We start from the raw sequence: 20,650 nt of genomic DNA, 5'->3' as shown, positions 1-20,650 counted from the left end.
GGTTGCGGGCCATTGGTTCTATTTACAAACCCGGGTTTGCGGTTTCGGGGTTCTGCTTTTGGGGGTTTTGGCTTTGGGGGGCTTTTTGATTGGGGCCCGGCGGCCCCCCACCCGCCCCCCCGCGTTTCTTTTTGCCTGGCGGGGTGTACTGCATCTCTGAAAAACCGGCCCAGGCAACATGCTCGTAACTTGTGGCCGCTTAGACTTGGGTTGCGTCGCAGCCGTGCGGGAGAGCTCTGGGTCCAACCCAGACGCCGAAGGAGCAGCACCTCCCCGTCAATCTCTCAGGCACAAAGGACCGTGCGGAGTTTCGGCGCCTCTGGAAAGTGGTGGTCGCGAGCCACCCGCCCATGGTGAAAGGACCATGGCCGCATGCGGCACAACCGCGTGGGCCGGGCTCCGAATCTCTCAGGCGCCAAGGACAGAGGGGGAGGGCAGACGTCGCGTCGACCCCCGCCCGAACCCTTTGGAGCTGCTGCCGTGAATCGTTCCTTCGCCGACCGCCACATCGGACCCGATTCGGGTGAACTCGACCGCATCCTGGCCGTCGTCGGTACCGAATCGCTCGATGAACTCGCCACCCGCGCGGTGCCCGCCAGCATTCTCGATGCCGCCGAGGGCAATGGCCTCGACGCGCTGCCGCCCGCCGCGAGTGAACATGAGGTGCTGGCCGAGCTCGCCGCTCTGGCCGCGTCGAACACGGTGGCCACCACCATGATCGGGCTCGGCTACTACGCCACCCTCACGCCGCCGGTGCTGGTGCGGAACCTGATCGAGAACCCGGCCTGGTACACCGCATACACGCCGTACCAGCCGGAAATCAGCCAAGGGCGGCTGGAAGCGCTGCTCAATTTCCAGACCATGGTGTCGGATCTGACCGGGATGGATGTCGCGAACGCGTCCATGCTGGATGAGGCCACCGCCGCGGCCGAGGCCATGACGCTGTTGCAGCGGGCGAACCGGGCCAGCAAGTCGAACCGGCTGCTCATCGACTCGGATCTCTTCCCGCAGACGCGGACGGTGCTGTTCACGCGCGCCGAGCCGCTGGGGATCGAGATCGTCGAGGCTGATCTGGCAGACGGGGAGCTGCCCGAGGGCGAGTTCTTCGGTGTGATCGTGCAGCAGCCGGGTGCGTCGGGGCGGATCGTGGATTGGGCTCCGGTCATCGAGGCGGCGCATGCGCGCAAGGCTTTGGTCGCCGTGGGCGCGGATCTGCTTGCGATGACGCTGATTACGCCTCCCGGTGAGCAGGGGGCCGATGTTTGCTTCGGCACCACCCAGCGCTTCGGTGTGCCGCTCGGGTTCGGTGGGCCGCATGCGGGATACCTCGCGGTGCATACCGCGCATGCTCGGCAGCTGCCCGGGCGTCTGGTCGGTGTGTCGGTGGATGCCGATGGGAACACTGCCTACCGGCTCGCACTGCAGACCCGTGAGCAGCACATTCGCCGTGAGAAGGCGACCTCGAACATTTGTACCGCGCAGGTGCTGCTGGCCATTGTGGCCGCCATGTACGCGTCGTATCACGGGGCCGAGGGGCTCAAGCAGATCGCGCGGCGGGTGCACGGGCATGCGCAGTGGCTGGCGGCCGGGCTCGGCGATGCCGTCGTGCATCAGACCTACTTCGACACCGTGTTGGTGAATGTGCCCGGCGGCGCGGAAGGCATTGTGGCCAAGGCGAAGGGGCAGGGCATCAACCTGCACCTGGTCGATGCCGATCATGTCAGCATCGCCTGCGATGAGGCGACCACCGATACGCATGTTGTGGCAGTGCTCGACTGCTTCGGCGCGGAGATCCCGGTCGGGCCCGAGGGCGCGCTCTTCCACGGCAAGCTGCGCCCGCACGTGGAGAACCGCACCTCCGAGTTCCTGACCGCGCCCGCCTTCACTCGCTACCAGACCGAGACCGCCATGATGCGCTACCTGCGCGCCCTGTCGGACAAGGATATTGCGCTGGACCGCAGCATGATTCCGCTCGGCTCCTGCACCATGAAGCTGAATGCGGCCGCGGAGATGGAGTCCATCACCTGGCCGGGGTTCAATAGCATTCACCCGTACGCGCCCGTCGAGGACGCCCCCGGCCTGATCCGGCTGATCGAGGACCTCGAAGGCTGGCTGTGCGACGTCACCGGCTATGACCGGGTTTCCTTGCAGCCCAATGCCGGTAGCCAGGGTGAGTACGCGGGCCTGCTCGCGATTCGCCGGTACCACCTCGATCGCGGTGACTCGCACCGCGATACCTGTCTGATCCCGTCCAGCGCGCACGGCACCAATGCCGCGTCGGCCGCCATGGTCGGCATGCGGGTGGAGGTCGTGAAGACCCGGCCGAACGGCGATATCGACCTGGACGACCTGCGCGCCAAGATCGCCGACCACGCCGACCGGCTGGCCTGCATCATGATCACCTACCCGTCCACGCATGGCGTGTACGAGCATGAGGTGGCCGAGCTGTGCGGGCTGGTGCACGAGGCAGGGGGCCAGGTGTACGTGGACGGCGCGAACCTGAACGCGCTTGTGGGACTGGCTCGCCCGGGCAAGTTCGGCGGCGACGTCAGCCACCTGAACCTGCACAAGACCTTCTGCATTCCGCACGGCGGCGGCGGCCCGGGCGTGGGTCCGGTGGCGGTGCGCGAGCACCTCGCCAAGTACCTGCCGGGCGATCCGTTGGAGCAGGGCTCGCACGCGGTATCGGCGGCCAAGTACGGCTCGGCGTCGATTCTGCCGATCACCTGGTCCTACATTCGCATGATGGGCGCGGACGGTCTGCGGCGGGCGACGCTCACCGCGATCGCCTCGGCCAATTACATTGCGCGACGGCTGGATCCGCACTTCCCAGTGCTCTACACCGGCGATAACGGCATGGTCGCGCACGAGTGCATCCTGGATCTGCGCGAGATCACCAAGCGCACCGGTGTGACCGTGGACGATGTGGCAAAGCGCCTGGCCGACTACGGCTTCCACGCGCCGACCATGAGCTTCCCGGTGGCGGGCACGCTCATGGTGGAGCCGACCGAGAGTGAAAACCTGGAAGAGGTGGACGCTTTCATCGACGCCATGATCGCCATCAAGGGTGAGATCGATCAGGTCGAGGCGGGCGTGTGGCCGGTGGAGGACAACCCGCTGCGTGGTGCGCCGCATACGGCGCAGTGCCTGGTGGGGGAGTGGGATCACCCGTACAGCCGGGAAACTGCGGTGTATCCGCAGGGGTTGGGGAGCGCGCGGGCTAAGGTGTGGCCTTCTGTGCGTCGGATTGATGGTGCGTTTGGTGACCGGAATCTGGTGTGCAGCTGCCCGCCGATGGATTCGTACACCGACTGATATTCGGTGAAAACGGCGCGCCCCCTGCGAAAAACCGCAGGGGGCGCGACGTTTTCGGTAGGGCTGGGCTCTAGGCGGCTTTCTCAGGCCGCCAGGCTGCGATGGCCCAGATGACCACCACGTCCAGGGCGATGATCAGCAGGCTCCACGCCGGGTAGTGCATGGTCAGGGCGTTGTCAGGGTCTGGGAGACGGCGGTGCCGAAGGCGAGGTTATTGCCCGCGGGGACCTTGGTGTAGCTGCCGCCGGTGCGCTGGGTGAGGGTTTGCAGGGTCTGGGTGCCGGGGCCGCCGCCGAGCACGATGATATCGACGCGGACCGGATGGGCCGGGTCGGTGGCGGCGGCAATGGCATTGAGCAGTTGATCGCCGGTGACCGTGGAGTCGTCCTCGGGGCCGTCGGTGATGAGCAAGATCGAATTGGTGCGGTTCGCGGCGTAGTTGCTCACGGCATTCTTGTAGGCCGCCTCGAGCGTGGGGTAGGTGCGGTCCGGCTTCGAGGTGCTCGCGGTGACGGTGGCCAGGGACTGGGCGATGGCGGTGCGCTGCTCATCGGTCAGCGGGGCGGTGGCGGTGAGGACCTTGCTGGCGTTGTCGCCGTCGAGGTTCTTGGCGTAGGTCCAGACGCCGAGGCCGAAGTCGGGCGGCATGACGGTCATGGTGGATTGCAGTGCCGCGATGGCATTGGCGAGGCGGGTCGTGGTGCCGTCCTGGGTGGCCATGGACGAGGAGACATCCAGGAGCACCGTGGCGGAGACGCCGAGCACGGGGTGGGCCAGTACCTGCTGGACCTGATTCAGTGCGGCCTTGGCCGGGACACGGGCGGTCGCCGGGGGAGCGGCTCCGAAACCGTTGTCGGTGAACAGCTTCGACTGTTCGGGGGCGCGCAGGAAGTCGGCGAACAGGCCCGCCGCGAGGTTTTCGGTCTGGTCGACCCAGGCGCCGGTGAGCTGGGCGGCCGGGTAGTCGGCTACCGGGCCGTCGCCGGTGGGGCGGAAGGCGGTGAGGCCGTTGCGCGCTCGAATTTGCTGTTCAGTAGCGGCGATTGCGTGCAGGGGTGCGTTGGCGGCCGGGGCGGCGGCCAGGTCGGTCAGTGCGGAGACGGTGTCCTTGGCTGGCGGGGCGCCCGCGGCCAGGTTGGAGATGGCCGAGATGACCTGGCCGGACTTGGCGGTGTTCTCGTCGAGGGGGTCGGTGCCCGAGACGCCTGAGCCGACGGCGGCGGCGACAGCCAGGGTGGCGTCGCCGGAGGGGACGGCCAGGCGCAGCTTGCCCCAGGGGGCCAGGCCGATATCGGCCAGCGAACCCTGCTGGAACTTGGCCAGATCGGCCCAGTGCACCTGCGCTGTTTCGAGTGCGCGGCGCAGCTCGTCCGGAACGGCCAGGGAAATCGGGCTGAGCGCGATCGGGGCCGGGGTGCCCGCGATGAGGCCGGGCACGCGCATGAGCTCGACCGATCGGGAGGATTCCGGAATCCAGAGCGCGGGCTGCGGGCCGAGCTTGGGGTCCCATGCGGCATTGGAGGTGAAGGCCGCGATCATGGCGGCGGACGGCTGGGCGTTCACGCTCACCTGCGCGCAGTGATCGCGCACATGCGGTTTGGTGGCATTGAATCGGTCGGCGGCCGCCTTGACCGGGGTCGCGATATCGGGATCGACGGTGACATTCAGTGTGGTGGTGCCCTCGACGCAGGAGGCGGCGGCCGCGTTGTCGCGGTCCTTCGACCGCTGTTGCAGCCAGGCCCAGCCGATGACGGCCAGGGCTAGCACGATCACCGCCACCACTGCAATAACTGGCCCTTTGCTAACACCTCGTGATCGGCCTGCGGCGCGATGAGTACCCACGATCTTCAGTGTATGTTCACGCTGAATTAGCCACCTGTGCCAGGCGGTTACGCGCATCGGCTATCAATAGAATCGGCGGTCGCTCTACCGAGCGACCGCCGATCCACCCCTCGTTATTCGCGGATCATCTTGCCGCGGTCGTACTCGTGCCCGCCCCAGACACCGGACTGACCGGTGCGCGAAGCGAAATCACCGCACTCGCGGCGGATGGGGCAGCCGTCGCAGATGTTTCGCGCGTAGTCGAAGTCCTGTGACGGGTACGGGAACCACGCCTCGTGGTTGGGGTCACCCTTGCACGCGGCATGCTGCCAGTAGTCGGGCGAGTCGGAAATGGGGAGCAGATCCGCAAGGGTCTGCTCCTGAACTGCAGTTTTCGTCATCGGGATCGCTCCTTTCGTATCCGATCACGCTGTTCTCACGATGCGGCGAGGTCCTTCCAGATCTGCCGCTGTCTCTTCTCCATGTCATTGGGCGCCTTCGGCTCCCACAGCAGGGGCATCCCGGCCTCCTCCGGAGTCCGGTCCGCCTTACGGCTATTGCAGGGACCGCACGCGGCGATCAGGTTGGCCCAGGTATTCGGGCCGCCCCTCGACCGCGGGCGAATGTGGTCCACGGTGCGCGCCCAGCCGGAGCAGTAACCGCAGCGGTAGCGGTCCCGTCGCAGCACGGCGGGCAGGGTGGCCCGGCTCTCGTCATGCACGAGGACCCGGTGCTCGAGGTATACGTATCGGTTCAGCCGAATGGTTTCCGGCAGGGCGATCTCGACATGCTTCGAGCGGATCGGGAAGTGCGGCCGCCGATCGGTGATGGTCTCCGCGGCCCCATTGAGCAGCAGCACCACGGCGCGTTCGGCATTGATCTCGGTCAGCGCCTCGTAGGAGGCGTTGAGCACCAGAACACCGGTGTGTATCCAGTTTTCGGTGGTTATGTGAGGGTCGTCGGCATGACGGAAGGCCATGGGTATCACCATGTTTCGTGAGATGAGAGAACAGGAAGGGGGAAGTGGGGACGGCTACGCGTCGGCCTGGAGGCGGTCTGCATACCGATCGCTACCGCGCTTACCACGCATGCGACCGCCCGCCACTAGGGCACGTCGTCCCGACAACGTCGGATGCTGTTCTGGGAAAACCGGATTCACTGCCGCCTCCTCCTTCCTGCTGTTCATCGACCGTTCGGTCGGTTGATCGTCTTCGAAACTCATGGTGGCACAACGGGCATGCCATTGTCGGGTGATTTTCTGCCGGTCCAGGGTCAACGACTCGGATCGCGGATTTGTTCCGGAGCTGCGGAGATCCGGCAGATGTAAAAAATCCTTTACATCATGTCGAGTTTTCTTTACTCTGAGCGCATGCCGTACGAGGAGAAGCGAACGTGGATCATGGCCGTCGCGGCCGTGGTCTCCTATGTGATCTACCTGGTCGTGGTGCTTTTCCGGGTGGGAGATTCGGCGCTGACGGAGGTGTCCTATGTCGCGCCGCTGCTGTGGGCGGTCGGCGGCTCGATCATCGCGTCGATCGTGGCGAGCATCGCGGTATCGATCGGCTCGCGTGACGGTGATCGCAAGGATCAGCGCGATCGCGAGATCGACCGGATGGGGGCGCAGACCGGCAATGCGTTCATCGTGCTGGGCGCGGTGGCCGCGCTGGCGCTGGCGCTCGCAGACCGGCAGTCGTTCTGGATCGCCAATGTCCTTTACCTCGGCTTCACGCTGTCGGCGGTAGTCGGCGCCACCGCCAAGATCATTGCCTACCGGCGGGGGTACTGGCCGTGGTGAAACAACCGACCAAGGTCACCAATAATATTCGTGCCCTGCGCTTTTCCCGCGGCGAAATGACCCAGGCCGAACTCGCCAACCGCATCGGCGTCACCCGCCAGACCGTCATCGCCATCGAACAAGGCAAGTACTCGCCATCACTGGAGATGGCATTCCAAATCGCCAGGGTGTTCCGCGCATCCCTGGACGAAGTCTTCGAATACCCGGAAGAAGAGTCACAGTCATGAAGGCCATAACCCAAGACGCGTACGGAACCACCGAAACCCTCGCCTACACCGATGTCCCCACCCCCGTCGTCGGTGACGACGAGGTCCTCATCCAGGTTCGCGCCGCAGGCATGGACCCGAGCGTCTGGCATCTCATGACGGGACTACCCCTGGTCGGGCGCCTCGCACTGGGCATCCGCAAACCGAAGATCCGCATTCGCGGCTGGGATGCCGCAGGCGTGGTCGAAGCCGTCGGCTCCCGAGTAACCCGATTCCGCCCCGGCGACGAGGTTTTCGGCGCGGTCCCCGGAGCCTTCGCCGAATTCGCCTGCGCCCCCGAGATCAAATTCCAGCACAAGCCGGTGAACCTCAGCTTCGAACAGGCAGCAGCGCTACCGACCTCCGGAATGACCGCCCTGGTCGGACTGCGCGATGTGGGGCACATCCAGCCCGGACAAAACGTACTCATCATCGGAGCGAGCGGCGGCGTAGGGCATCTCGCCGTCCAGCTGGCCAAGCACTTCGGCGCGCAGGTAACCGGAGTATGCAGCGGCCCGAACGCCGAAGCCGTGCTCGCACTCGGTGCAGACACCGTCATCGACTACACCAGCGAGAAGCTCACCGGCACTTACGATCTCATCCTCGATATGGCTGGAAACCGCCCGCTGGCCGAACTGCGCAGCTTGCTGACTCCGACCGGAACCCTGGTCCTGGGCGGCGGCGAGAACGGCGGCCGCTGGATGGCCGGCATAGACCGCTCCCTCCGCGCAGTCCTCCTGTCCCCCTTCGTCCGACACCGCCTGCGCGGCCTACTCGCCCTCCCCGACCCCGAAGTCCTAGGCGTCCTAGCCGAATTGGCAACAGCGGGCGCAGTAACCCCCAAACTGACCCGCACCTTCGCCCTCCCCGAAGTCCCCACCGCAATCGACCACCTCCTCACCGCCCACCCACTCGGCAAGATCGTAATCACGGTCAGCTGACCTCAAGCATCGGGCGATACGAAGCTCGAAAACGTATACCAGGGCCCGCTCCGATGCGAATAGTTGGTCCCGCTGAGCGCTCCGTTCTTCGGTGCGGCGCACAACCGGATACACAGTCACGTGCGCCCATTTTGCCTGAATCCGAGAAGGCCCCGAAACACGAAGACGAAGAACCAAAGACAAGGACAAAAGACAAAGACGCCTGGACAAGAAGAGGAGAAGACAAGAGACACAAGACAAGAACGAAGACCAACGAGCAGCCGTGGAGGCCCCAAACGGCCCCCACCGCTACGCCTCTCGGGGTAGAACACGTTCAGTGGGACATGAGGCTGGTCTAACCGGACAAAACCCCGGCTCATGTCCCTCTCGGCGAAAGGGCCACGCCGACGCGTCGACGCGGGTCGGGGGGCCGCGCGTGTTGCGCCCGGCTTGCCGGAGCTCATTGTTGGGCAAGCATTCTAGGGCCTCACCGCTGGTCGGCTCCGCCCGTCGCCGCTGGCGAGGCCCCGCCGGCTGCGTGCTCCCGGTGGAACACGTTCAGGGGGGACATGAGGCAGGGGTAATCGGGCAAATCCCCGGCTCATGTCCCCTCTCGATGAAAAGGCCACGCCGACACGCCGATACTCGGGCCCGGGGGGCGCGTGTAGCGGCCGGTGGGGTGGATTCCTTTGGTGGGCATGCGGTCAGGGGGCTTCCGTGCTGGCCCGGCCCGGCGTGTCACCCGACATGAAGCCCGGCCCAGGCAGATCGAGGGCGAAGCGTAGCGAGACCTAGTAGGCGGCGCGGTCGAGGTGTCTCGAGTCTTGTTCTCGAGTGTTTTCTTCTTTTCCTGTCCGGGCGCTCTTGTCTTTTGTTCTTTCGTCTCTTGTCTTTTCGTGTTTTGTTCTTGGTTGTTGGTCCCGGAACGGGACCACAGCCTTTCAGCCAGGCTGGAACGAGAGGGGACGGCTCCTGATGGGGGAGCTCAAGCCGGGTACGTCCGGCGACGCAACCACGCTATATCCGTTCTGCCGTGCGCTTAGGACACGAGCTTCCCGAGTCGTGTTTCTGACCGGTGCGGTTAGTGAAAGCGATGGCCGGAGGCCGAGCCGTCGGGTAGGCGGCGCGGAGGCGAAGCTCGGCGGTGGGGTCGGCTGAGAGGTGGTCCAGGCCGAGGAGGGCTGCGCCGAGAACTGGTGGGGCTATGACTATTCGGGGCTCGGCGAGGGGGGCCTGTGCTGCCAGGCGGGCGGTTACGTTGTCGATCAGTAGGGGCTGGTGGGCTGCCAGGACACCGCCGCCGAGGACTACCGGGGTCGGTTCGTGGAGGAGGTCCAGGCGGCGTAGGGCTACGACTGCTAAGCGGGTGATTTCGTCGGCTTGGCGGTCGATGAGGTGGAGGGCTGTGGGGTCGCCTGCTTCGGCGGTGGTGAACAGGACTGCTACCAGTTCGTGGAGGCGGTGTTCGGGGAGCTGGCCGAGGTGGATGGCTTCGGCTACCGCGTTTGCTCCCGGGAGGCCGAAATGGGTTGCGATGGCCGAGGATAGGGCTGTTGGCGCGCCTCGGCCGTCTTCGGCTCGGGCGGCGTGCCACATGGCTTCGGCGGAGAGGGTTCCGCCGCCGCCCCAGTCGCCGGTGAGGCGGCCGAGGGCGGGGAAGCGGGCGGTGCGGCCGTCCGGGAGCAGGCCCGCGCAATTGATTCCGGCTCCGCAGACGACCGCGACTCCGCGGGGGCCGTCCGTGCCCGCGCGGAGCAGGCCGAAGGTGTCGTTGGTGACGGCCACGGTCCCGGCCCAGCCCTGGGCCGCGATGGCGGCTCGGAAGCGGCGCTCCTCCACGGGGAGATCGACATTGGCCATGCAGGCGCTGACCCGGGTGGTGAGGATTCGGTCGGGGGCGAGACCGGCTTCGAGCGCGGCCGCGTGGACGGTGGGGGTGAGGTTCTGGATGGCCTGGTCCGGGCCGTCGCGATAGGGGCGGAAGCCTTCGCCTCGGGCGCTGCCGAGGACCGTGCCATCGAGGGCGACTATTGCCACATCGGTCTTGCTATTGCCCGCGTCGATGGCAAGAACGCCGGGAACCTGTTCGACGGGACTGGCATTCAGGGTCACGCTCACGCCCAGCTCAGGTGGTCGCGATTGTGGGCGATGAGCCGGTCGGTGAGTTGCTCGGCAAGCTCGAGCTGGCCGACCAGGGGGTGCGCCAGCAGCGCGTCGAAGACCCTGCCGCGACCGCCCTTCAACGCAGCGTCCAGCGCCAGATACTCGTAATCGGTGGTGTGCGCGATCAAGCCGCGATACAGATGCTCGACTCGTTGCTGGGGCAGGGGGCAGACTCCTGCGGCATCCACCCAGGCGGGCACCTCGATCACCGCATCATCGGGAAGGAATGGCAGCACACCGTCATTGCGGGTGTTCACCACCTGCACGCTGCCGCCGCCGGTGCCGAGCAGTGCCGCGATCAACTGCACGGCTGCCTCGGAATAGAAAGCACCACCGCGCTTTTCGAGGAGATCAGGCTTGGTGTCGAGGGCCGGGTCGGCGTACAGCGCGAGCAGCTCCTGCTCGATGGCCGCGACTTCCGAGGCCCGGGAGCCCTTGGCTTTCAACTCTTCCACCACCGTGTCGTGCTGGTAGAAGTAGCGCAGATAATAGGACGGAATCACGCCGAGATGGCGGATGAGCGAGACCGGCAGGCCCAGATCGTCGGCGATCTCGTGGCCGAAGCCCGCGAGAAGCTCCGGCAGCACCTCACGCCCGGTATCCGCGCCCGGATGGTCGAGCAGCCGCACCCCGCGCTCCCAGGTGAGGTGGTTGAGGCCGACGTGGTCCAGCCGAATCAGCTCCGGATCCACACCCAGATGGCGGGCAAAATTGCGCTGCAAGTGGATTGCCACATTGCACAGGCCGACCGCCTTGTGCCCGGCCGTTTGCAGGGCGCGGGTGACTATCCCGACGGGATTGGTGAAGTCGACGATCCAGGCATCCGGGCTCACGCGACGGATCTGGTCGGCGATGTCGAGGACCACCGGGACGGTGCGCAGCGCCTTTGCGAGGCCGCCCGCACCGGTGGTTTCCTGTCCGACACAACCACATTCGAGTGGCCAGGACTCATCCTCGGCACGAGCAGCCTGCCCGCCGATGCGCAGCTGGAGCAGCACCGCATGGGCATCGCGGACACCGTCGGCAACCGACGTGGTGGTCGAAATCTTGGCGCTGTGGCCCTGCTTGGCGAAGATCCGCCGTGCGAGCCCTGCGATGAGCTCCAGCCGTTCGGTCGCCGGATCGATCAGGACCAGCTCGCCGATCGGGAGGCTATCGCGCAAGCGGGCGAACCCGTCGATCAACTCGGGCGTATAGGTGGATCCGCCACCGACGATGGCGAGCTTCAAAGTCATTGCGGGCATCAGCCTTTGACCCCTGTCAGTGTCACGCCTTCGACGAAGGCCTTCTGTGCGAAGAAGAAGAGGAGCAGCACCGGGGCGAGCACCAGCACGGTGGCGGCCATGGTGAGATTCCAGTTGGTGTGGTGCGCACCCTTGAAGGACTCCAGGCCGTAGCTCAGCGTCCAGGCGCCGGGGTTCTCGCTGGCATAGATCTGCGGGCCGAAATAGTCGTTCCAGCAGTAGAAGAACTGGAACAGCGCGGCGGCCGCGATGGCAGGGCGAGCCATGGGCAGCACGATGCGCAGCATGGTCCGGAAATGCCCGCAGCCATCGATCCGGGCAGCCTCGAGATAGTCGTCGGGGATGGTCAGCAGGAACTGGCGCAGCAGGAAGATGGTGAACGCGTCACCGAAGGCCATCGGAATGATCAACGGCCACAAGGACCCGGTCAGATGCAGCTGCTTGGCCCAGAACAGGTACATGGGGATGATGACGACCTGCGGCGGCAGCATCATCATCGAAATGACCGCCATGAGAGCGAGATTGCGGCCCCGGAAGCGGAACTTGGCCAGCGCGTAGGCGACCGGGAAGCTGGATACCAGGGCCAGTACGGTGCCCGTGCACGCGTACAGCAGGGTATTGCGCCACCAGGTCAGGAACCCCGGTGTGCGCCACACCTTCGCGTAGTTGCCCCACTGCCAGTGGTCCGGCCACAGGTTCGTGGTGAGGGCCTGCTGGTCGGTCATCACCGAGGTGAGGAAGACGAACACGAACGGCAGCACGAACACCACCGCCGCCGCGATCGCCAGCGAGTGCACGGCCACCCAGTTCAGCATCCCCGTGCGGCGGCTCACCCGAGGCGCGGGCTCCTCGGCCGTAACCCGCACGGGCGGAGTGGAAGTCAATGTCATCGCTCAGTCCTCCCGCACGAAACCGGACTTGCGCCGCAGCAGCAGCGAGGTGAAGGCCATCGAGATGACGAACAGGATGACCGCGACCACGCACGCCGAACCGGTGTCGAAGCGCCGAAACCCGAGGTTGTAGACCACCTGCGGCAGCGTCCACGTGGACCCGTGTGGATAGCCGGGCTCGAATTGCTCACCGGAACTGCCGACCTTGCCGCTGGCGACCTTCCCGGCCACGATGGCTTGCGTGTAGTACTGCATCGTCTGAATCACGCCCGTCACCACCGCGAACAGAATGATCGGCGTGATATTCGGAAATGTGATGTGACGGAACCGATTCCACGCACCCGCCCCATCCAGTTGTGCCGCTTCATACTGCTCCCTCGGCACATCCAGCAGTGCCGCCATGAAAATCACCATCAGATCGCCGATACCCCACAGCCCGAGCATGGTCAGCGCAGGCTTGGACCAGGTCGGGTCGGTGAACCAGCCCGGCTGCGGCAACCCCACCGAGCCCAGCAGATGGTTCACCGGACCGGTCCCCGGGTTGAGCAGGAAGGCGAAGGCCATGGTCGCCGCGACCGGCGGAGCCAGATACGGCAGATAGAACGCCGCACGAAAGAATCCGGCGCCCGCCTTGACCTTGGTCACCAGCATGCCGATACCCAGCCCGAAGATCACCCGCAGCGAGACCATCACCAGGACCAGCCACACCGTGTTCCACAGCCCCTTCCAGAAGGGCGGGTACTCGGTGAGCACGTAGTTCCAGTTCTTGAGCCCGGTGAAGGTCGGGGCGGTGAACCCGTCGTACTTCATGAACGAGAAGTAGACGGTCGAGAACAGTGGGTAGAGGAAGAAGAGGCCGAACCCGATCAGCCACGGCGACAGGAACATCAGATTGCGGGCGGTCGCCCGGCGGTGCTTGCGGCGCAGCGCCGGGCTCACGGTACTCGATGGCATGGCGTCACTTCGCTTGCGCGACAGCGGCGTCGATCTCCTTGGCGGTGGCTTTGAGCGCCGCCTGCAAGTCGGTCTGCCTACCCGATTCGATGTCGTAGCCGAGGTTCTGCAAGGACAGCTGGTACGCGCCGCCATTGATGCTGGACGGCGTGGTCGAGGAGTTCGGGTTCTTGGCGATATCGATGAACGTCTTGAAGTTCGCGTCCGCCACCAGCTTCGGCGAATTCAGCGCCTCATTGGTGCTGGGCACATTGTGGATGGCATTGGCGAAGCCGACCACCGCATCGGTGTCGGTGGTCAGGAACTTCACGAATTCCCAAGCGGCGGTTTGCTTCTTGCTGGAATTGGCGATGCCGATAATAGTGCCGGTCTGGTAGCCGCGGCCGTAGGTGGCGGCCTGGTCGTCGGGGACCGGGAACGGTGCGGTGGCCCACTCCAGGCTCACCCCGTCCTGCGCGATGGACTCGGTTCGCCATTCACCGTCGAACGACATGGCGACCTGACCGGTCTCGAACGGGTTCTTGGCGCTGAACTCGTCGCCGAAGGTGGTCCGGTACTTCTCCAGCTTGTCGTAACCGCCCAGCTTGGCGACCAGATTCTTTTGCCAGGTGTACATGGCCGCGACCTTCGGATCCGACGCGATGGTCGACTTGCCATCGGCGTCGAAGAACGTCGCGCCGTACTGGCCCAGGTAGCGGGCGGGCTGGGTTTCGAATCCGTGGAAGTTCGGCATGAAGCCGAGCTGCTTGTAGCCGTCACCCTCGGCGATGGTCAGTTTGACGGCGTCGGCGTCGAACTCGCTGAAGGTCTTCGGGGGAGCGGTGATTCCCGCGGCGGCGAACGCGGCCTTGTTATAGAACAGGCCATACGCGTCACCCAACAGCGGTAGTGAGCACTGATTGCCTTCGTACTGGCTGTATTTCAGCATGGCGGTGGAAAAGGTCTTGGCCGGATCGATGCCGGACTTCTGAAGGAACGGATTCAGATCGGCCCACACCTTGGCGGAGCAGAACTTGCCCACCTGGTCGGTGGTGAAGGAGGACACCACATCCGGTGCGTCCGACCCGCCCGCCCGCAGCGCCTGCTCGCTCTTGTCGTCGGTGATATTGCCGACCACCTTCACGTGAATATTGGGGTGCGCCTTCTCGAATGCGGCCACATTGGCTTCGATGGCCTTGACCTCATTGTCCTGGGTCCAGCCGTGCCAGAAGGTGATGGTCACGTCCTGGCCGGAGGCGGAGCCGTCCTCGCCACCGGTGCTCTGCCCGGTACACGCGGTGGCGATGAGAGCGATGGCGGCGCTGGCTGTGAGCGCGGTGAGGGTGCGGCGGCGGAACAGTGCGCGCATGGCGGGTCTCCCGTGTAGCTATGGGTTTTCGGATATCAATGGGTCGAAAAGACGTCGTCCCGGACGGCCGCCAGGGCGCGTTCCAGGGCACCGTGCAGGATCGGTGAGCCCGCGATGGCGCTGGACCGGACTGCCGGTCGTTGAAAGGTGAGCTCGGCGAGGGAGGCCTCGACCAGGGCGCGCAATCGCTCGCCACCGGCGCGGGGGACTTCCCCGGCCAGAATGAGCACTTGCGGATCGACGACGGAGACAATGGCGGCGAGCCCGAGCGCGAGCCGGTCCGCGAGCTCGGTCAGGAAGGCGTCACCGGCTCCGGAGGTCTTGCGCGCCTTGGCCACCGCGGCTGCGGCGGACGGCGCGGTCAGCCCGTTCTCGCGGGCCAGCGCACGAACCGCGGGAGCGCCCGCGAGTTCCTGGAAGCCGCCGGAGTTCTTGCGGCGCACATTGTGCACGATCGGCGCGCCGGGTACGGGCATGTAGCCGACTTCGCCCGCGCCGCCGGTGAATCCGCGATGCAGGCGCCCGCCGATGACGATCGCCGCGCCGATGCCCTCACCCACCCAGAGCAGCGCGAAGTCCTCGCAGTCCTGCGCCACGCCGTGGATCTGCTCGGCGACGGCGGCGAGATTGACATCGTTCTCGATCGAAACCGGCACGCCTACAGCGGCTTCCAGATCGCTGACCAGCGTGGGGGAGTGCCAGCCCGGCAGGTGGGTGGCATAGCGCAGACGCCCGGTCGCGGGATCGAGCGCACCGCCTATACCGATCACCGCCCGCCCCAACGCGTTCGGCGTGAGACCGGCGAGGTCGGTCGTGGCGGCAAGGGCTTCGCTCACCTTGTCGATGGTCTGCGCGGCCTGCCAGCCTCGGCTGGACACCTCATGCTCGGCGAGGATGGTGCCGGTGATATCGGCGATGGCGATTCGCACGCCGGTGCCGGTCACATCCAGGCCCGCCGCAGCACCCGCTGCCGGATTCACCTGATACAGCTGTGCATTCGGCCCCGGTCCACCGGCGGAAGTGCCCACCGGGACTACCAGTCCGCCCTCTTCGAGGCGGGCCAGCAGTTGTGAGGCGGTCGGTTTGGAAAGCCCCGTCAGAGCGCCGATCTGGGTGCGGGACAGCGGGCCCTTGCTGAGCAGCAGCTCGAGCGCGGCACGATCGTTCATGGCGCGCAGCAGGCTGGGAGTGCCTGCGATGGGTTGCCGACTGGAGGTCAAATGTCGACTCCCTCTTCGTATTCCGGTCATCCAGATGAACTGTTAGGAAAGCTTCCAGTTCATTGAGAGGGACTGTACGACCGGCTCGAGGGAGGCGTCAATGGCGGTGACCTGGAGTTAACAAATGTTAGGAAACTTTCCTATTCGCTGGGAAACCAGCGCAATTCCGGCATCGGGCGTTTACACTTCCGCGCTGTTACCGTGGCGGCCATGGTGATCGCGGGGGAGTTCGTGGTGGGCGTCGACACGGCCGCGGTGCAGCGTTCGCGCGAGCGTGGACTGTGGTGGAAGGCGTTCTCGGCCAGGTTCCAGCTCGCAACCGCGCTGGGGATGTCCGCGCTGGCCGCGCTCATGGTGTACCTCGCCGGACCGATCGGCCTGATGCAGTTCTTGCCCGCGGCGATATTCGGCTACGTCGGTGTGCGCGACCTGCGCCGGTTACGGCGGCAACGGGAAAGCCTCCGGGCCGCGGCGCTGCCGGAGGTGGCAATGCGATTGTCCGCCAATGGCTTAGCGGTCGGCACCGACGCCGGGCCGGACTCGGTGTTTCTGCCCTGGGATACCGTGCGAGGGCTGCGACTGCACAGCTGGCTGCGACAAGAGTTGCTGGTCATCGACCTCTTCCCGGAAGTCACCGCCGATACCCCGGGTGTGCGCGGACTGGACCGGGAGGACATCCAGGCCATCCTGCGGACCCCGGTGCACGGCACCACCGGACTGCGCACTGCCACAAAGGTTCTCACTCAACCGGTCTCGGCCATCGACGAGGCCGCCGCCCACTTCACCGGGGGCCGAGTCCGCGTGCTCTGACGGCCGAAATTCGCGTCGCTGCTGCGAATCGCGCGGGTGCTGAGGGATGATCCTGCCCATGATCTTTTCGCGGGCGGATCTGGGGTTGATCGGAGCGGCGGTCGCGGTCGCGGCGGCCGCCGGAGTCACCTACTACGGCAAGCTCGGCGGGACCGTGGTTCCGTTCGTCATCTCCGGAATCGCGCTCGCGCTGATGGCGAGCCTGGTCGGGCGCAGCGTGGACGCGCTGGGAGATCGCCTCGGCGCGGGCGCGACGGGAGTACTCCAGAGCGCGCTCGGCAATCTGCCCGAGCTGTTCGTGGTGCTGTTCGCATTGAAGAAGCAGCTCTATGAGGTGGCCACGGCGACGATCGTCGGTTCCATCCTGGCGAATGTGCTGCTGGTCCTGGGGCTCGCGTTCATGGCGGGGGGAATCAAGCACGGGCCACAGCACTTCGGGAAGAGCGCGGCGCGCAATCTCGTCATGCTGCTGGTGCTGTCGGTCGCGGCCCTGATGGTTCCCGCATTGACCGCGGCGCTGCATACGCCCGCGGCCGGGCATGAGCGAACCTTGTCGATCGTGGTGTCGATTCTGCTGCTGGGGCTCTTCGTGGCTTCCTTGCCCGCCGCGCTGAAACGAGCGAATCACGAAGGTGTGAAACCCGAAGGCGCGGAAGGTAAGGAACGCACGGCTGCCGAACCGGAACCCGAGTCCCACGAAAGCTCGTGGCCGCTGCCCGTGGCGATCGGCATGCTGGCGGCCACCGGCGTCGGTGCGGCATTCATTTCGGACTGGTTCGTCGCGGGGCTGGAACCGGCGATGTCGGCGCTGGGCATTTCGCAGGCCTTCGCCGGTCTGGTCATCGTCGCCATCGCGGGTAATGCGGTGGAGAACGTGGTCGGCATTCAGCTCGCCGCCAAGAACCAGCCCGACTACGCGATCTCGGTGATCCTGCAATCGCCGGTGCAGATCGCGCTCGTCGTGGCTCCCGCGCTGGTGCTGTTGTCTCCGCTGGTCGGGGCGTCGTTCACGCTGGTGCTGCCGCCCCTGCTGATCGCCGCATTGATCATGGCCGTCCTCGTCACCGCCATCGTGGTGCTCGACGGTGAATCGAACTGGCTCGAGGGTGCGGCGCTGATCGTGCTCTACGGCATTGTGGCAGCGGCATTCTGGTGGGGCTGACGGGTCTCCGCCGCGAAGGCCAGCAGATCGAGGGTGAGCCGCTCCGGATGCGTGAGGTACAGGCCGTGCGGGGCGTTCTCGTAGACCAGGAGCTTGCTGTCGGGCAGGAGATCGGCCTGCTTGCGGCCGCCCAGTTCGACCGAGATCGACGCGTCGGAGTCGCCGTGGATGAGCAAGGCGGGCACGGTGATCGCGGGTAGTTCGGCGCGGAAATCGGTTTCGACCACCGCGCGATTGCATTCCATGGCCGCCAGCCGCGAGGTGCCGAGAATGGAGTTCAAGACGGCGTCGCGGGCCAGCAGGGACACCGAGCACCCCGGTAGGCCCGCGCCCACATAGGCATCGGCATTCTCGATCAGCCAGTCGTCCATATGATGCCGCCACGAGCTGCGAAGTTCGGCGACGACCTCGCCCGGAAGCCCATCCGGGTTGTCGGGTGTGGCGAGCATGAACGGCAGGGTGGCGGCCAGCAGCACGATCCCGTCGACGCGGTCGTCGCCATTGCGGGTGAGGTAGCGGACCACCTCGCCGCCGCCCATGGAATGACCGACCAGGATGAGTTCGTGCAGGTCCAAATGCTCGATGACATCGGCCAGATCATCGGACAGGGTGTCGTAGTCGTAGCCCCGGCCGGGATCGTCGGAGCGACCGTGACCGCGCCGGTCGAAGGAGATGGCGCGCATGCCGTGCCCGACCAGATCGGCCATGACGCCGCGCGCCTCGACGCTGTCCATGCCCCAGGCCGAGCAGAACAGGACCGGGCGACCGGTGCCCCAATCGCGGTAGAAGAGGGCGGTGCCGTCGCGAGTCTCGATGTAAGGCATTGCGGTGTCTCCTGTTTCGAAGCTGGTGGATCTGTGCCGATCCGAACGAGGAGAAAGATAGAGGCGCTTCACTGACATCTACTGTCAGTGGATTCGGGCAGAATTCGGGACATGCGTGCGAGCCGGTTGATGTCGATCCTCTTGCTGCTGCAAACCCGTGATCGGGTGACGGCGGAGGAGATCGCCGGGCAGCTGGAGGTGTCGGTCCGCACCGTGTACCGGGATATGGAGTCGCTGAGCGCGGCGGGGATTCCGGTGTACGGCGATTCGGGGCATGCCGGTGGCTATCGGCTGCTGGACGGATTTCGGACGAGATTGAATTTGCTCACCACCGATGAGGCCGAATCGCTGCTGTTCACCGGATTGCCTGGCGCGGCAGCGGATCTGGGTCTCGGCGCGTTGGTGACGGCGGCGCGGTTGAAGCTCATGTCGGCGCTGCCCGCGGAACTGGCCGACCGGGCGGGCCGGATCGCCGAACGCTTCCATCTAGACGCGCCCGGCTGGTATGGGGATGAGGAACCGGCACCACATCTGGCCACGATCGCCGACGCGGTATGGAATGAGCGGGCCCTGCGCTTCAACTACATCCGCTGGGCTACACCGCAATTCGTTACTCGCACGGCCGACCCACTCGGACTGGTCCTGAAGTCCGGTAATTGGTATCTGGTGGGTCGGACCGACGAGCAGGTCCGTACCTATCGGATCTCGCGGATCACGGAACTCGAGGTTCTGGACGAGCCGGTCACGCGGCCGTTCGGCTTCGACCTGTCCGCGTATTGGAACGGGTATCTGACATCGTTCGACCAACGGCGGCACTGTGATTCGGTGATTCTGCGGTTGGATGGACCGGCGCTCGACCGGCTCGTCGAACTCATGGAACCGGCCATCGTCAATGCTGCCCGCGCGTCACTGAGTGAACCTGGACCGGACGGGCGGCGCGAGGCCACGATTCCTATTGAGTCGTTCGACCGGGCCGTGCCTGATCTGCTTCGTCTTGGCGCGGGTGCCGAAGTCGTTGCGCCGGAAGCGCTGCGGCATCGCATGGAGGCCGAAATCGCGGCCATGGCGCGCGTCTATTCGAAATAGGGAATCCCCCGGCCGCTTGCGCGACCGGGGGATTCCCTTACTGACTCAGCTGACCGCTACACGCACTTGGCAGCGGCCTTCGCCTCGCGGTGACGACGGTGCAGGATCGGCGCTGACCATTTCCACCCGCTTCTGGAGGAAGGCAGCGTAGTTGTCGGACCAGAAGCCGAACTTCTTGAGCGAGCCGATCAGATGGGACGCCATCGCCCTGTCGATGCGCTTTTGCGGGTGAGCCGGTAGGACATCGAGCGGTCGAGGAGCTCGAAACCGGCTGCGCTTGCCGCATCTCGCAGTACCGGGTCGTTGAACTCCCGGACGATCAACCTGGTGAGTTCGGGATGCTGTTGCTGGAGATGCTCGGCGAGGTCGGCCAACACTGCGGCGAGGGCCGACACGTCCGTCTCGACTCCGCGCTGCGCGCGACCTATGAGGGCCTCGATGTCGGTGACGAATGCCTGTAGTTGGAGTGGGCTGCCCTGCGCGCCCGCGGTGACTCCTGCATCATCGACCTGGATCGGAATATCACTTCGGGGTATTTCATCGGGTCTGCGCCAGGCGTGCAGATCAGCTGTTCCCCAGATCCCGGCCTCGACCTGATACGGCTCGGCACCCAACTGAACCGCGACGCGGAACCGACCAAGCCGGAACCGACCAAGCCAACTCCAACTACGCCAACCGCACATGAGTGATCGCTGCGATCGAGGGCCACGACGGCGGCTTGTCCTGCGTCGAGAACGCACGCGAGCCGGTGGTGTGGCTGACCTGGGCACGGATACCGATCGTCCGCAAACTCAACTCTGGGTATTCGCGATGTGGTTGCCGAAGCGCTGCATCAACGCCTCACGTCCTCTGC

The 20,650-nt window shown here is 65.7% G+C and carries 18 protein-coding genes and 1 riboswitch; of the genes, 7 read left to right on the top strand and 11 right to left on the bottom strand.

Going from position 1 to position 20,650, the window contains the following annotated elements; genetic code table 11:
• Positions 1 to 216 precede the first annotated feature (216 nt).
• Positions 217 to 311, top strand: a riboswitch (glycine riboswitch).
• A gap of 169 nt (positions 312 to 480) precedes the next feature.
• The gene (gene gcvP / locus AB0N05_RS27140) at positions 481 to 3,315 is read left to right on the top strand and encodes an aminomethyl-transferring glycine dehydrogenase (RefSeq protein WP_364698771.1); all 2,835 of its coding nucleotides are present in this window, start codon (positions 481 to 483) and stop codon (positions 3,313 to 3,315) included.
• A 165-nt stretch (positions 3,316 to 3,480) separates the two neighbouring features.
• Here the strand turns inward: gcvP and AB0N05_RS27135 are convergent, their stop codons facing one another.
• The 3 genes from AB0N05_RS27135 to AB0N05_RS27125 all read right to left on the bottom strand — a co-directional run bounded on the left by AB0N05_RS27135 (position 3,481) and on the right by AB0N05_RS27125 (position 6,115).
• Positions 3,481 to 5,088 (bottom strand): substrate-binding domain-containing protein, encoded by a 1,608-nt coding sequence (locus AB0N05_RS27135; protein WP_364698769.1) that lies wholly within the window; start codon positions 5,086 to 5,088, stop codon positions 3,481 to 3,483.
• Between the two features lie 182 nt (positions 5,089 to 5,270).
• Positions 5,271 to 5,537, bottom strand: a complete 267-nt coding sequence (locus tag AB0N05_RS27130; protein ID WP_364698767.1) for a WhiB family transcriptional regulator — start codon at positions 5,535 to 5,537, stop codon at positions 5,271 to 5,273.
• A 35-nt stretch (positions 5,538 to 5,572) separates the two neighbouring features.
• The gene (locus tag AB0N05_RS27125; protein ID WP_364698765.1) at positions 5,573 to 6,115 is read right to left on the bottom strand and encodes an HNH endonuclease; all 543 of its coding nucleotides are present in this window, start codon (positions 6,113 to 6,115) and stop codon (positions 5,573 to 5,575) included.
• Between the two features lie 390 nt (positions 6,116 to 6,505).
• On the opposite strand from AB0N05_RS27125, the gene AB0N05_RS27120 reads away from it, so the two are divergent.
• From AB0N05_RS27120 to AB0N05_RS27110, 3 genes are read left to right on the top strand one after another with little or no spacing between them, the layout of a single operon-like run.
• Complete coding sequence (locus tag AB0N05_RS27120) at positions 6,506 to 6,931, top strand: hypothetical protein (protein ID WP_364698763.1); 426 nt, start codon at positions 6,506 to 6,508, stop codon at positions 6,929 to 6,931.
• Positions 6,928 to 7,158 carry a helix-turn-helix transcriptional regulator gene (locus AB0N05_RS27115; protein WP_364699119.1) on the top strand — a complete coding sequence of 77 codons (231 nt, stop codon included), beginning with the start codon at positions 6,928 to 6,930 and terminating at the stop codon, positions 7,156 to 7,158. The genes AB0N05_RS27120 and AB0N05_RS27115 overlap by 4 nt, the downstream gene beginning before the upstream one ends.
• Positions 7,155 to 8,117: an NAD(P)-dependent alcohol dehydrogenase gene (locus AB0N05_RS27110; protein ID WP_364698761.1), complete on the top strand. Its 963-nt coding sequence runs from the start codon at positions 7,155 to 7,157 to the stop codon at positions 8,115 to 8,117. Before AB0N05_RS27115 ends, AB0N05_RS27110 begins: the two co-directional genes overlap by 4 nt.
• 996 nt (positions 8,118 to 9,113) lie before the next feature.
• Here AB0N05_RS27110 and AB0N05_RS27105 read toward each other — a convergent pair.
• From AB0N05_RS27105 to AB0N05_RS27080, 6 genes are read right to left on the bottom strand one after another with little or no spacing between them, the layout of a single operon-like run.
• On the bottom strand, positions 9,114 to 10,214 hold the full coding sequence (locus AB0N05_RS27105; RefSeq protein ID WP_364698758.1) for a BadF/BadG/BcrA/BcrD ATPase family protein: 1,101 nt from the start codon (positions 10,212 to 10,214) through the stop codon (positions 9,114 to 9,116).
• Positions 10,211 to 11,494, bottom strand: coding sequence for a 6-phospho-beta-glucosidase (locus AB0N05_RS27100; RefSeq protein WP_364698756.1), 1,284 nt, complete (start codon positions 11,492 to 11,494; stop codon positions 10,211 to 10,213). Before AB0N05_RS27100 ends, AB0N05_RS27105 begins: the two co-directional genes overlap by 4 nt.
• 8 nt (positions 11,495 to 11,502) lie before the next feature.
• A complete protein-coding gene (locus tag AB0N05_RS27095) occupies positions 11,503 to 12,393 on the bottom strand; it encodes a carbohydrate ABC transporter permease (protein WP_364698754.1) in 891 nt (296 codons plus the stop codon).
• 3 nt (positions 12,394 to 12,396) lie between these two features.
• Positions 12,397 to 13,347, bottom strand: coding sequence for a sugar ABC transporter permease (locus tag AB0N05_RS27090; RefSeq protein WP_364698752.1), 951 nt, complete (start codon positions 13,345 to 13,347; stop codon positions 12,397 to 12,399).
• 4 nt (positions 13,348 to 13,351) lie between these two features.
• On the bottom strand, positions 13,352 to 14,695 hold the full coding sequence (locus AB0N05_RS27085; protein ID WP_364698750.1) for an extracellular solute-binding protein: 1,344 nt from the start codon (positions 14,693 to 14,695) through the stop codon (positions 13,352 to 13,354).
• 35 nt (positions 14,696 to 14,730) lie between these two features.
• Entirely contained in the window at positions 14,731 to 15,915 is a 1,185-nt protein-coding gene (locus AB0N05_RS27080) for an ROK family transcriptional regulator (protein ID WP_364698748.1), read from the bottom strand.
• 210 nt (positions 15,916 to 16,125) lie between these two features.
• Between AB0N05_RS27080 and AB0N05_RS27075 the strand changes: the two genes are divergently transcribed.
• Positions 16,126 to 16,725 carry a hypothetical protein gene (locus tag AB0N05_RS27075; protein WP_364698746.1) on the top strand — a complete coding sequence of 200 codons (600 nt, stop codon included), beginning with the start codon at positions 16,126 to 16,128 and terminating at the stop codon, positions 16,723 to 16,725.
• Between the two features lie 58 nt (positions 16,726 to 16,783).
• Positions 16,784 to 17,887, top strand: coding sequence for a calcium/proton exchanger (cax, locus tag AB0N05_RS27070; protein WP_364698744.1), 1,104 nt, complete (start codon positions 16,784 to 16,786; stop codon positions 17,885 to 17,887).
• Here cax and AB0N05_RS27065 read toward each other — a convergent pair.
• Complete coding sequence (locus AB0N05_RS27065) at positions 17,851 to 18,711, bottom strand: alpha/beta hydrolase (protein WP_364698742.1); 861 nt, start codon at positions 18,709 to 18,711, stop codon at positions 17,851 to 17,853. The genes cax and AB0N05_RS27065 overlap by 37 nt on opposite strands.
• Before the next feature lie 111 nt (positions 18,712 to 18,822).
• Between AB0N05_RS27065 and AB0N05_RS27060 the strand changes: the two genes are divergently transcribed.
• Entirely contained in the window at positions 18,823 to 19,797 is a 975-nt protein-coding gene (locus tag AB0N05_RS27060; protein ID WP_364698740.1) for a YafY family protein, read from the top strand.
• A gap of 188 nt (positions 19,798 to 19,985) precedes the next feature.
• Here the strand turns inward: AB0N05_RS27060 and AB0N05_RS27055 are convergent, their stop codons facing one another.
• Positions 19,986 to 20,411: a hypothetical protein gene (locus AB0N05_RS27055; protein ID WP_364698738.1), complete on the bottom strand. Its 426-nt coding sequence runs from the start codon at positions 20,409 to 20,411 to the stop codon at positions 19,986 to 19,988.
• Positions 20,412 to 20,650 lie beyond the last annotated feature (239 nt).

This window comes from Nocardia sp. NPDC051030 (genome assembly GCF_040683015.1).
In the GTDB taxonomy this organism is placed as follows: domain Bacteria; phylum Actinomycetota; class Actinomycetes; order Mycobacteriales; family Mycobacteriaceae; genus Nocardia.
This window is presented reverse-complemented; position numbering and strand designations above follow the sequence as displayed.

Excerpts from the sequence above, each read along its gene's own strand:
- AB0N05_RS27110 (WP_364698761.1), top strand. The coding sequence starts at position 7,155 with ATGAAGGCCATAACCCAAGACGCGTACGGAACCACCGAAACCCTCGCC.
- AB0N05_RS27075 (WP_364698746.1), top strand. The coding sequence starts at position 16,126 with ATGGTGATCGCGGGGGAGTTCGTGGTGGGCGTCGACACGGCCGCGGTG.
- cax (WP_364698744.1), top strand. The coding sequence starts at position 16,784 with ATGATCTTTTCGCGGGCGGATCTGGGGTTGATCGGAGCGGCGGTCGCG.
- AB0N05_RS27085 (WP_364698750.1), bottom strand. The coding sequence starts at position 14,695 with ATGCGCGCACTGTTCCGCCGCCGCACCCTCACCGCGCTCACAGCCAGC.
- AB0N05_RS27090 (WP_364698752.1), bottom strand. The coding sequence starts at position 13,347 with ATGCCATCGAGTACCGTGAGCCCGGCGCTGCGCCGCAAGCACCGCCGG.
- AB0N05_RS27065 (WP_364698742.1), bottom strand. The coding sequence starts at position 18,711 with ATGCCTTACATCGAGACTCGCGACGGCACCGCCCTCTTCTACCGCGAT.
- AB0N05_RS27130 (WP_364698767.1), bottom strand. The coding sequence starts at position 5,537 with ATGACGAAAACTGCAGTTCAGGAGCAGACCCTTGCGGATCTGCTCCCC.
- AB0N05_RS27125 (WP_364698765.1), bottom strand. The coding sequence starts at position 6,115 with ATGGCCTTCCGTCATGCCGACGACCCTCACATAACCACCGAAAACTGG.
- AB0N05_RS27120 (WP_364698763.1), top strand. The coding sequence starts at position 6,506 with ATGCCGTACGAGGAGAAGCGAACGTGGATCATGGCCGTCGCGGCCGTG.
- AB0N05_RS27100 (WP_364698756.1), bottom strand. The coding sequence starts at position 11,494 with ATGACTTTGAAGCTCGCCATCGTCGGTGGCGGATCCACCTATACGCCC.
- AB0N05_RS27060 (WP_364698740.1), top strand. The coding sequence starts at position 18,823 with ATGCGTGCGAGCCGGTTGATGTCGATCCTCTTGCTGCTGCAAACCCGT.
- AB0N05_RS27095 (WP_364698754.1), bottom strand. The coding sequence starts at position 12,393 with ATGACATTGACTTCCACTCCGCCCGTGCGGGTTACGGCCGAGGAGCCC.